Source organism: Streptomyces sp. NPDC054840 (genome assembly GCF_053611065.1).
In genome coordinates this window covers 1-9,486 of sequence record NZ_JBSGZP010000257.1, presented here as the reverse complement: position 1 = coordinate 9,486, position 9,486 = coordinate 1, and the positions used below count along the sequence as shown (strand labels likewise).

The following is a 9,486-nucleotide window of genomic DNA, read 5'->3' as shown; positions in this document are numbered from 1 at the left end:
GGGCGCGGCGGGCACGGTCGAGGTCACGGTGCGCGACCACGGCGCAGGCGTGCCGCCCGACGAGCTGGAGCGGCTGGCTGATCGCCTCCTCGCTCCTCGCGCCGTTCTTCGGACCGGTGGCGGGCGCGATCGGAATCTGGGCGGCGAACGCGTTCCTCAACTGGCAGCGGGCGCGCCGTACGGAACGGTTCATCAACCAGCTCCCGGACCTGGCCCGCATCCTCGCCAACGCCACCCAGGCCGGACTGGCGCTGCGCACGGCCATCGGCATGGCCGCCGAGGAGCTGGAGGCACCGGCGGGCGAGGAACTGGCGCGCGTCGCCGACCGCCTCGCCGTCGGCCACTCGATCGACGAGTCCCTCGGCGAACTCACCGAGCGCCTGCCCTCCCGCGAACTGGTCGTCCTGGTCTCCACACTCGTCCTGTCGGCCCGCGCGGGCGGTGCGATCGTGGACAGCCTGCGCAACCTCACGGTGACGCTGGAGCAGCGCAAGGAGACCCGCAGGGAGATCCGTACCCAGCTGTCCCAGGTGACGGTGACCGCGTACCTGGTCCCCGGCATCGGCCTCGGGTCCCTGCTGCTGGTCGACCTGATGATGCCGGGCGCCCTGGACCGGATGACGGGCGCGTTTCTCGGCCAGACGGCCGTACTCATCGCCCTCGGCCTCTTCGCCCTGGGGTTCATCCTCATCCGCCGCCTGTCGAAGATCGACGTGTGAAGGGGCGGACGGGACGATGATCGGACTTCTTCTCGCACTGGCCGTGGCCCTGTCCGTCCTCGGCGCGTTCCACGGCATCCGCCTCTACCGCGCGGACGTGAAGCTGCCCACGGACCTCGCGCTCGCCCTGGAGGTCGGCGCCACCCGCACGACGGCGGTCGGCTCCCTGGTGGACCGGATGGGCATCCGCTGGGCCCCCGCGGTACTGCGCCTGATGGGGCCGGCCCGGGTGGCCGGCAAGCGCCGCCAGATCGACATGGCGGGCAACCCGGCCGGCCTGACGATCGACCGGTACGCGGCCCGGCGGGCGGTGTACGGGGCCCTGGGGGCCCTCGGCGCCTTCTCGATGCTGATCAACGGTCAGCTGGTCGCCGCACTCCTCATGGTGGCCTTCGGCCTGTTCTGGATCGAGGCCGGCCTGTGGTCGGCGATCCGGGTCCGCCGCGACCACATCGAGCGGACCCTGCCGGACTTCCTGGACGTTCTCGCGGTCGTCGTCAGCGCCGGGCTGGGCTTCCGGCAGGCGCTGGAGCGGGTGGCGGACAAGTACGAAGGCCCCTGGGCCGACGAGATCCGCATCACGTTGCAGCAGATGAACATGGGCGTCAGCCGCCGCCAGGCCTTCGACGAACTGCGCCGCCGCAACGACAGCGAGCAGGTCGCGCAATTCGTGACGGCCCTGCAGCAGGGCGAGGAACTCGGCTCGCCGATCGTCGAGACCCTGATCGCGATCGCCGAGGACATGCGCCGCACGGACGCCCAGAACGCCCGCCGCCGGGCGGCCCGGGCGGTCCCGAAGGCGACGTTCGCCGTGACCATGTTCATGCTTCCGGGCACGCTGATCCTGCTGGTCTGCGGCTTCGTCTACGGCGCGAACGTCGACTTCGACGCGCTGTTCGGGGGTGGCTGAGCCATGGCCCGGCTGAGCGTGCTCATCGCGGACGGCAACCCGGTCATCCGGGCGGGCCTGGCGGCCGTCCTGCGCACGGCCGAGGACCTCGACGTGACAGCCCAGGCGGCGGACGGCCGTGAAGCCCTGAGCCTGACCCGCCGGCACGCCCCGGACGTGATCCTGCTGGACGTCCGGATGCCGGGGGTGGACGGGATCTCGGCACTGCCGCACCTCGTGCAGCTCGCCCCGGTACTGATGCTGACGTACAGCAGGGAAGCCGAAATCATTCGCGAGGCCCTGCTGTTGGGCGCCGGGGGCTACCTCGTGCACGGCGAGTTCACGACGGAGGGCCTGCTGAGGGCGGTACGGGACGCCCCGCTGGGCCGCCCCCACTTCACCCCGACGGCGGCGAGCGCACTCCTCGCGGAGCTCCGGGCCTCTTCGCATCCGCAACGAGTTGTGGCACAGTCTTCTGAGCGGATGCACAACTCTGTTGTCTTCGGGCTGAGTTCCCGGGAGGTGGAGATCATGGATCTGATCGCGTCCGGGATGAGCAACCAGCAGATCGCAGCCGCCTGCTTCATCAGCGAGAAGACGGTCAAGAACCACATCAACCGCATCTTCGCGAAGCTCCGGAGCGCCACGCGCAGCGAGGCGATAGCCCGCTGGCTGGGAACCGCCCGTCCAGGAGTGACCGGTCATGGGTAGACAGAGTGCGCAGTGGGTCCGTAATTGGGCCCCGGGACCCTTGGTGACGACTGGTTACTCGCCGTACCGTCCGCAGATCGACACCGGTACCGGCCCGGGAGGGAACCCCCATGTCACAGAACACGCTGCTGAAGGCCGCCGTGGAGGCACGGATCAGGGTGAACGGCTGGACGGACACGGCCGTGACAAGGCTCCGCAAGCGCCACGCGAACCTCGACCGCGGCCAAACCGCCTTCGAATACCTGGGCATCATCTTGGTGGTCGTGGTGATCATCGGTGCGATCATCGGCACCGGAATTGGCCAGGCCATCACGACCAAGATCACCGCTGCCGTTGCGAGCATCACGGCAGGCAGATGACCTGTCGCCGATTCGGCGGTGACCGCGGCCAGGCGTTCCCCATCTACGTCGTACTCGTGGCGGGTCTACTCTTCGCCGCTCTGGCGTATTTCACGATCGGCAAGGCGGCGATCGTCCGCAGCAATGCGCAGGGGGCTGCGGACGCCGCGGCACTCGCAGCGGCGCGCGAGGGCCGAGACACCTTGGTGCCCGGAATCGACCTTGCCACCCTCTCTCCGGAGGCCTGGGAGCAGGTCCTGCTGGGCAAACGATTCGACACTTCGGGCAGCGCTTGTGTGGCGGCGCATGACTTCGCCGCCATGAATGACGCGACGACGACATGTAACCGGTCGGGTACCCGGTTCACTGTCCGGTCGAAGACGAACGGAGCGGTGGGGGATTCTGTCGTCCCTGGAACAAGTGGCAGGCGTGGGGAAGCGGATGCGACTGCGGAAATCGTTCCGCGCTGCCACATCAGACCTGGGGAGTCCGGGAGTGGGGGCAGCTCTGCGCCGGCACCGACGCCACCTGGGCCGATCAAATTCTACTGCGAAAAAGGGGTCGTTGTGGGCTATGACCCCGCCCAACCGCGCTCGTGGCGTTCGCTGGCTGCGGTTCTGTTTGACGTACGCCTGATCGCCTGATGATCGAGAGACAAGGAAGCCAAGTACATGAGTGTTCGGCGGCGCGCGGCCCACGGGAAGGCGGTCGTAGGCATGGTGGCCGTCCTGGCCCTTGCCCTGACCGGGTGTGGCGGAGCGGGTAAGTCAGACAAGCCCGCTGCGTCGACGTCGGCGAAGCCGCAGACCAGCGGCGAGGCGTCCCCTTCTGGAGCGGTGAAGGGCGCGGATGCCTCGCCGACTCAGATTCTCGCTACGGTGAACGGCGAGGGGGGCATGGTGCTGACGATCAACAAGGCTGCCCGGGATGCTGGTGGATTTCTCACGGTCGAAGGTCAGTTGAAGAACACCGGTAGTGCTGCGTACGTGAACACTGCGCCGTGGCGCGGCAACGAGCTGAACGCCAGTGGTGTATCCGTAGCTGGTGTGACCCTGGTCGACAAGGTCGGGAAGAAGAGGTACTACGTGCTCCGAGACACCGATGGCCGGTGTCTGTGCACGACTGGGCTGAACATCATCGAGGCCGGCCAGACCATGCCGTTCTTCGCGCAGTTCCCTGCTCCGCCGACCAGCACAAACGAGGTGGACCTCAGCCTCCCCACCTTCGCCACGACGACCGTCAAACTCTCCGGGTGACCCCATGACCAAACGCCACCGCGCTTTCGCCGCTGCAGCCGTCGTCGGGCTCGTCGTTGCCGGCGTTCAATCAGTCGGCGTGACCGTCGCTCGAGCCGACGACGCCAAGCCATCCGTACCGCCCGGCACCGAGCCATCCGCCTCCGCACCTGTACAGATCGACTCCAACGCGCCCGGGCTCAAGATCCCGCAAGGCGGGACGCTCGCGCCCGTCAAGGTGCTGGACATCGCCGAGGTCGTCGAAGACCTCGGTGGGGAGCAGCGGCGGCAGGAGACGAACCAGACCGTCATGATGGCGCTGCAGTCCGAGGTGTTGTTCCCGGAGAACAGCGCCGTGTTCAACGCGCAGGCCGCCGCCCGGATCCAGGCCATCGCCAACGAGATCAACACGCAGAAGGCGACCCGCATCCGGGTCTTCGGGTTCACCGACGACCAGGGCAGCTACGAGCACGGCAAGGAACTGTCCAAGCAGCGCGCCGACGCCGTGCAGGCCGAGCTGGCCAAGACCGTGACCAACCCGAGTGTCGTCTTCGACGTCCGCGGCTACAGCGAGGACTACCCGATCGCCGACAACAGCACGGAGGAAGGCCGCAAGAAGAACCGCCGTGTCGAGATCACTTTCCCGCGCGGCGCCGGTTAGTCAGCTCGCGCGCTGCCACGCCGGAGCCGGCCGCGGGAGGACTCCACCAGCGTTCCGAGGACGAGCGACGGGGCCAGTACGCAGAGGACGAGCTCGGTGACGAGGGGCCACGGCGCGGGCTGGCCCTCCCCTGGGGTCATGCCATGGATCGGCCCCACCAGAGGAACAGCGGGAACGCGCACAAGGCGGGCGGGCCCATACGAAGCCGGGATCCTGGGCGAACGGCGTGACGGCGCTCGCCAAGGCCACGGCGGCGCCGAGGAGGGGGGCTTGTCGTGAGTACCCCGTCCAGAACGATGCGCACGGGGCCGGCCCCTCCCCGGTCGGGGCCGGACCCTTGCGCGGGATCAGCCGAACTGGCCCGGCTGGTAGTCGCCCGCCGGCTGCTGGACGATCACGTTCAGGCGGTTGTACGCGTTGATCAGGGCGATGAGCGACACCAGTGCCGCCAGCTGGTCCTCGTCGTAGTGCTTGGCCGCGTTGGCCCACGCCTCGTCCGAGACGCCGCCGGCCGCGTCGGCGATGCGCGTGCCCTGCTCGGTCAGCTCCAGGGCCGCCCGCTCGGCGTCGGTGAACACCTTCGCCTCGCGCCAGGCCGCGACCAGGTTGAGCCGTACCGGGTCCTCCCCGGCGTGCGAGGCGTCCTTGAAGTGCATGTCGGTGCAGAAGCCGCAGCCGTTGAGCTGGCTGGCCCGGAGCTTCACCAGCTCCTGCGTGGCGTGCGGCAGCGTCGATTCCGAGATGACCTTGCCCGCGGAGTTGATGTACCGGCCGAACTTGGTCGCGACCGCGTTGCCGTAGAGGTTGAGACGCGCTTCCATCGTGATCTCCTTGCCGTGCCGACGGTTACACAGCTCTGACAGAGAACGCGACCCGGATGTGACAGCCCTACGGGACAAGCGAACGTGACCTGCGTCACTCGCCCAGGAGGAGCTCCGCGATTTCGCGGGCGCGGTGGGCCGGTTCCGGGCCGGGGGTCAGGGCCGCCACCGTCGTCGCTCCCTCCGTCAGGATCAGGAGCCGGTCGGCGAGGAGGCGGTCGGAGCTCAGGCGGGCCAGCAGGGCGTGGAGTTCCGCCTTGTGGACGCGGACGATCTCCGGGGCCCCCGCGCCCAGTTCCCCGTACGCGTTGAGGAACGCGCAGCCCCGGAAGTCGGGCTCGGTGAACCAGTCCGCCAGCCAGTCGAAGACCGCGAGCACCCGCGCCCGTGGCTCCGCCGGGGTGAGGGCCGCGGCGCGCAGGGAGTCCAGCCATCGCCGGTCGCGGCGTTCCAGGTAGGCCGCCACGAGGGACTCCTTCGCCGGGAAGAGTCGGTAGAGGCGCTTGAGGGGAACCCCGGAGGCGGTGCGGATCCGGTCCATGCCGACGGCCTGGATGCCGTGCCGGTAGAACAGCTCCTCCGCCGCGTCCAGCAGCCGGGTGCGGGCCTCTTCGTCGTCCATGCGTGCAGGGTAGCCCGTTTCCCCTTGCGCCGAGAGCGAGCGTTCTCATACGGTGGGCGGGGCCGAGAACGTACGTTCTCGCTCCTCTTCTCTTCTCCCCTTCGGAGGATCTCCTGTGACGCGTCCGCCCCTGCCGCCCTTCACCGAAGAGTCCGCCCGCGCCAAGGTCCAGGCCGCCGAGGACGCCTGGAACAGCCGCGACCCCGAGCGCGTCGCGCTCGCGTACACGGAGGACTCGGTCTGGAGGAACCGGGACCGCTTCCTCACCGGACGCGCCGAGATCCGCGCGTTCCTCGCCGCGAAGTGGGAGCGCGAGCTCGACTACCGCCTCCGCAAGGAGCTGTGGGCCTTCACCGGCAACCGCATCTCGGTCCGCTTCGAGTACGAGTGGCACGACGCCGCCGGCCAGTGGTTCCGCAGTCACGGCAACGAGCAGTGGGAGTTCGACGACGACGGCCTGATGAGGCGGCGCGAGGCGAGCATCAACGACGTCCCGATCGCCGCCGGGGACCGCCACCTCGCCTGACCCGTCCGCCCGCCCGGCGCGCCGGTCCCGGTGCCGGGTGCGTCCCCCCTCCACGGCCCTCCCGGCAGGGGCCGCCCCGGCCGCCCCGGCGATCCTGCGGCGGACAGGCGATCCCGCGCCGGGACCAGGTGCGCTTGCCCCGGAGGTGGCAGTCGTCGCCCTCGGCCACCACGTCGGCGCCGGGCCGGTCGGCCCGTTCGGCGCGCGGCAGGCCGAGCGCGGCGTCGACTGGGTGGCGCCCTCCCGTCGGCGGGCCGTGGCGGCCGGATCGGCGACCGGATACGGAGTTCCGTCCCGGATCGGCGCGACCCACCGGGCGGGAACCACCGGGCGAGAACCACCGTGCCGCCCACCACGGCGGCCAGTGCCGGCCCGGCGGCCGGCGCCGCGCGAATCCTCCGGCGCCGCGCGAATCCTCCGGCGCCGCGCGAATCCTCCGGCGCGGTGCGGGGGGCGGGGTCGCTGCGACATGCCGACAGCTTTTCCCGGGCACCGGGAGGAGGGCGTGAGTAGCCGTACTCAACCGCCACCCCGACCGTCCCCGACCGTACGCAAGCGCTCGCCGCTCCCTGCGGGGGACGCGAACCGCCGCTGCCCCTACGCCTGGTGGTGGGCCTGGGTGATGAGGTCCGTGGCGACCTCCAGGGCGGCCAGGCGGGTCTCCTCCGGGTTTCCCTCGACGTGCTGGAGGAACATCATCCCGGCGTGCAGGGTGAACAGCGCGCTGACACAGCGGACCTGGTCCGTCAGCGGGCCGTCCTGCGTGCGGAGCAGTTCCACCAGGGTGAAGAGCCGCTTCTTCACCGTCTCGCCGATGCTGAGCTCGCGCGTCGTCGCCTGGTTCTCCTGCATGAAGCGGTACAGCACGGCGCCCCCGGCCATCGCCTCGCTGTAGCGGCGCAGCACCTCGCGCTTGGTCTCCAGGGTGCGCGGCTGGCCCTCCGCCCACGTGATCAGCTCGTCGATGGGCCGCGTCAGGTCCTCGAAGAGGCTGATGATGATGTCTTCCTTGGTCTTGAAGTGGTAGTACAGCGCCGCCTTCGTGACCTCCAGCCGCTCCGCGATCTCGCGCAGCGACGTCTTCTCGTACCCCTGCTCGGCGAAGAGCTCCAGTGCGACGTCCTGGATGCGCTGACGCGTGTCCCCACGGCGTCGCTGCGGACTGCTGCTGGACATGGCTCTCCCCAAATTACTTACTTGACGCCCGGCTAGTTGCGGGTCTACCGTCCCCATTGTAGTGAACTAGCCGGGCGGCAGGTAAGTGCCGGTGCGGGACGAAGTGCGAGAAGCAGGGCCGTAGGGCCAGGGGAGTGGACATGGTGGACACAGTCAAGCCTGCGGGAACCTCGAAGGAGGTGAAGCCGCGCAGCGTACGGGTCGTCCTCATGGCGCTCATGATCGCGATGCTGCTGGCGATGCTCGACAACATGATCATCGGTACCGCGATGCCGACGATCGTCGGCGAGCTCGGCGGCCTGGAGCACCTCTCCTGGGTGGTCACCGCGTACACGCTGGCCACCGCGGCCTCCACCCCCATCTGGGGCAAGATCGGCGACATGTACGGGCGGAAGGGTTCCTTCCTCACCTCGATCGTCATCTTCCTCATCGGGTCCGCGCTCAGCGGCATGGCCCAGGACATGGGCCAGCTGATCGGCTTCCGCACGATCCAGGGCCTCGGCGCCGGTGGTCTGATGGTCGGCGTCATGGCGATCATCGGCGACCTGATCCCGCCCCGTGAGCGCGGCAAGTACCAGGGCATGATGGCCGGCGTGATGGCCCTCGCCATGATCGGCGGACCGCTCGTCGGCGGCACCATCACCGACCACTGGGGCTGGCGCTGGTCCTTCTACATCAACCTGCCGCTCGGCGCGGTCGCGCTGGCCATGGTCACCGCCGTGCTGCACCTGCCCAAGAAGCGGGCGCAGGGCAAGATCGACTACCTCGGCGCCGCGCTGCTGACCGTCGCCATCACCTCCACCGTCCTCGTGACGACCTGGGGCGGCAGCGAGTACGCGTGGGGCTCCGTCGAGATCCTCGCCCTCATCGCCGTCGGTGTCCTGTCGACCGCCGCGTTCCTCTACGCGGAGACCAAGGCCGCCGAGCCGGTCATGCCGCTGCACATCTTCCGCAGCCGCAACTTCACCCTCATGTCGGTGATCGGGTTCCTCGTCGGCTTCGCGATGTTCGGCGGCGTGCTCTACCTCCCGCTGTTCCAGCAGTCGGTGCAGGGCGCCTCCGCCACCAACTCGGGCCTGCTGCTCCTGCCCATGCTGCTCTCGATGATGGTCGTCTCCCTGATCGCGGGCCGTATCACCACCAGCAGCGGCAAGTACAAGATCTTCCCGATCGCCGGCGGCGCGCTCCTCGTCGTCGGGATGTTCCTGCTCGCCACCATGGACACCGGTACCACCCGTCTCGTGTCGGGCCTCTACATGGCCGTCCTCGGGGCCGGCCTCGGCTTCCTGATGCAGATCACCATGCTGGTCGCGCAGAACAGCGTCGAGATGAAGGACATGGGCGTCGCCTCCTCCTCGGCGACCCTCTTCCGCACGCTCGGCGGCTCCTTCGGCGTGGCCCTGATGGGCTCCCTCTTCACCGCCCGGGTCACGGACACCATGGCCGAGCGCCTGGGCCCGGAGGCCGCCGGAGCCGCGGGCTCCGCCCAGCTGGACGCGGCGAGCCTGGCCAAGCTGCCCGAAGCGGTACGCGACGCCTACCAGCACGCGGTGGCCGCCGGTACGCACTCCGCGTTCCTGCTCGGCGCGGCCATCGCCGTACTGGGCTTCGCGGCGGCCTGGTTCGTCAAGGAGGTCCCGCTCCGCGGCGCGAGCCCGTCCGCCCCGGCCGGCACCGAGGATGACGGCAAGGCCGCCCCGGCCGCGCAGGAGTCGCTCGCGCACTGACCGAGGACGCGCCGCACCGGCACCAGGCCGGCATCAGCACCAGCATCGGTACCACCAGGAA

At 69.6% G+C, this 9,486-nt stretch carries 13 protein-coding genes; 9 read left to right on the top strand and 4 right to left on the bottom strand.

The window, feature by feature from the left end; all coding sequences use genetic code 11:
• From ACWGIU_RS19485 to ACWGIU_RS19455, 7 genes are all read left to right on the top strand, one after another.
• Positions 1 to 719, top strand: a 719-nt coding sequence (locus tag ACWGIU_RS19485; protein ID WP_453707423.1) for a type II secretion system F family protein, incomplete at its 5' end; no start/stop codon positions are given.
• A gap of 19 nt (positions 720 to 738) precedes the next feature.
• A complete protein-coding gene (locus tag ACWGIU_RS19480; protein ID WP_453707425.1) occupies positions 739 to 1,629 on the top strand; it encodes a DUF5936 domain-containing protein in 891 nt (296 codons plus the stop codon).
• 3 nt (positions 1,630 to 1,632) lie between these two features.
• Positions 1,633 to 2,319, top strand: coding sequence for a response regulator (locus ACWGIU_RS19475; protein ID WP_453707422.1), 687 nt, complete (start codon positions 1,633 to 1,635; stop codon positions 2,317 to 2,319).
• Between the two features lie 110 nt (positions 2,320 to 2,429).
• Positions 2,430 to 2,678 (top strand): hypothetical protein, encoded by a 249-nt coding sequence (locus tag ACWGIU_RS19470; RefSeq protein WP_453707420.1) that lies wholly within the window; start codon positions 2,430 to 2,432, stop codon positions 2,676 to 2,678.
• Entirely contained in the window at positions 2,675 to 3,301 is a 627-nt protein-coding gene (locus tag ACWGIU_RS19465; RefSeq protein WP_453707418.1) for a pilus assembly protein TadG-related protein, read from the top strand. The genes ACWGIU_RS19470 and ACWGIU_RS19465 overlap by 4 nt, the downstream gene beginning before the upstream one ends.
• A 72-nt stretch (positions 3,302 to 3,373) precedes the next feature.
• Positions 3,374 to 3,913: a hypothetical protein gene (locus tag ACWGIU_RS19460; RefSeq protein WP_453707416.1), complete on the top strand. Its 540-nt coding sequence runs from the start codon at positions 3,374 to 3,376 to the stop codon at positions 3,911 to 3,913.
• A 4-nt stretch (positions 3,914 to 3,917) separates the two neighbouring features.
• Positions 3,918 to 4,553, top strand: coding sequence for an OmpA family protein (locus tag ACWGIU_RS19455; RefSeq protein ID WP_453707414.1), 636 nt, complete (start codon positions 3,918 to 3,920; stop codon positions 4,551 to 4,553).
• Here the strand turns inward: ACWGIU_RS19455 and ACWGIU_RS19450 are convergent.
• The 3 genes from ACWGIU_RS19450 to ACWGIU_RS19440 form a co-directional block, all read right to left on the bottom strand.
• The gene (locus ACWGIU_RS19450; RefSeq protein WP_453707412.1) at positions 4,550 to 4,693 is read right to left on the bottom strand and encodes a hypothetical protein; all 144 of its coding nucleotides are present in this window, start codon (positions 4,691 to 4,693) and stop codon (positions 4,550 to 4,552) included. The genes ACWGIU_RS19455 and ACWGIU_RS19450 overlap by 4 nt on opposite strands.
• 207 nt (positions 4,694 to 4,900) lie before the next feature.
• Positions 4,901 to 5,374 carry a carboxymuconolactone decarboxylase family protein gene (locus ACWGIU_RS19445; protein ID WP_453707410.1) on the bottom strand — a complete coding sequence of 158 codons (474 nt, stop codon included), beginning with the start codon at positions 5,372 to 5,374 and terminating at the stop codon, positions 4,901 to 4,903.
• A 94-nt stretch (positions 5,375 to 5,468) separates the two neighbouring features.
• Positions 5,469 to 5,996 (bottom strand): TetR/AcrR family transcriptional regulator, encoded by a 528-nt coding sequence (locus ACWGIU_RS19440; protein ID WP_453707408.1) that lies wholly within the window; start codon positions 5,994 to 5,996, stop codon positions 5,469 to 5,471.
• A 115-nt stretch (positions 5,997 to 6,111) separates the two neighbouring features.
• On the opposite strand from ACWGIU_RS19440, the gene ACWGIU_RS19435 reads away from it, so the two are divergent.
• On the top strand, positions 6,112 to 6,522 hold the full coding sequence (locus tag ACWGIU_RS19435; protein WP_453707406.1) for a nuclear transport factor 2 family protein: 411 nt from the start codon (positions 6,112 to 6,114) through the stop codon (positions 6,520 to 6,522).
• Between the two features lie 597 nt (positions 6,523 to 7,119).
• Here the strand turns inward: ACWGIU_RS19435 and ACWGIU_RS19430 are convergent.
• Positions 7,120 to 7,698 (bottom strand): TetR/AcrR family transcriptional regulator, encoded by a 579-nt coding sequence (locus tag ACWGIU_RS19430; protein WP_453707404.1) that lies wholly within the window; start codon positions 7,696 to 7,698, stop codon positions 7,120 to 7,122.
• A gap of 140 nt (positions 7,699 to 7,838) precedes the next feature.
• Between ACWGIU_RS19430 and ACWGIU_RS19425 the strand changes: the two genes are divergently transcribed.
• The gene (locus tag ACWGIU_RS19425) at positions 7,839 to 9,425 is read left to right on the top strand and encodes an MDR family MFS transporter (protein ID WP_453707402.1); all 1,587 of its coding nucleotides are present in this window, start codon (positions 7,839 to 7,841) and stop codon (positions 9,423 to 9,425) included.
• Positions 9,426 to 9,486 lie beyond the last annotated feature (61 nt).

What these genes read in the sequence shown, in the direction of transcription:
- ACWGIU_RS19475 (WP_453707422.1), top strand. Translation starts at nt 1,633, where the DNA reads ATGGCCCGGCTGAGCGTGCTCATCGCGGACGGCAACCCGGTCATCCGG.
- ACWGIU_RS19470 (WP_453707420.1), top strand. Translation starts at nt 2,430, where the DNA reads ATGTCACAGAACACGCTGCTGAAGGCCGCCGTGGAGGCACGGATCAGG.
- ACWGIU_RS19465 (WP_453707418.1), top strand. Translation starts at nt 2,675, where the DNA reads ATGACCTGTCGCCGATTCGGCGGTGACCGCGGCCAGGCGTTCCCCATC.
- ACWGIU_RS19460 (WP_453707416.1), top strand. Translation starts at nt 3,374, where the DNA reads ATGGTGGCCGTCCTGGCCCTTGCCCTGACCGGGTGTGGCGGAGCGGGT.
- ACWGIU_RS19455 (WP_453707414.1), top strand. Translation starts at nt 3,918, where the DNA reads ATGACCAAACGCCACCGCGCTTTCGCCGCTGCAGCCGTCGTCGGGCTC.
- ACWGIU_RS19450 (WP_453707412.1), bottom strand. Translation starts at nt 4,693, where the DNA reads ATGACCCCAGGGGAGGGCCAGCCCGCGCCGTGGCCCCTCGTCACCGAG.
- ACWGIU_RS19445 (WP_453707410.1), bottom strand. Translation starts at nt 5,374, where the DNA reads ATGGAAGCGCGTCTCAACCTCTACGGCAACGCGGTCGCGACCAAGTTC.
- ACWGIU_RS19440 (WP_453707408.1), bottom strand. Translation starts at nt 5,996, where the DNA reads ATGGACGACGAAGAGGCCCGCACCCGGCTGCTGGACGCGGCGGAGGAG.
- ACWGIU_RS19430 (WP_453707404.1), bottom strand. Translation starts at nt 7,698, where the DNA reads ATGTCCAGCAGCAGTCCGCAGCGACGCCGTGGGGACACGCGTCAGCGC.
- ACWGIU_RS19425 (WP_453707402.1), top strand. Translation starts at nt 7,839, where the DNA reads ATGGTGGACACAGTCAAGCCTGCGGGAACCTCGAAGGAGGTGAAGCCG.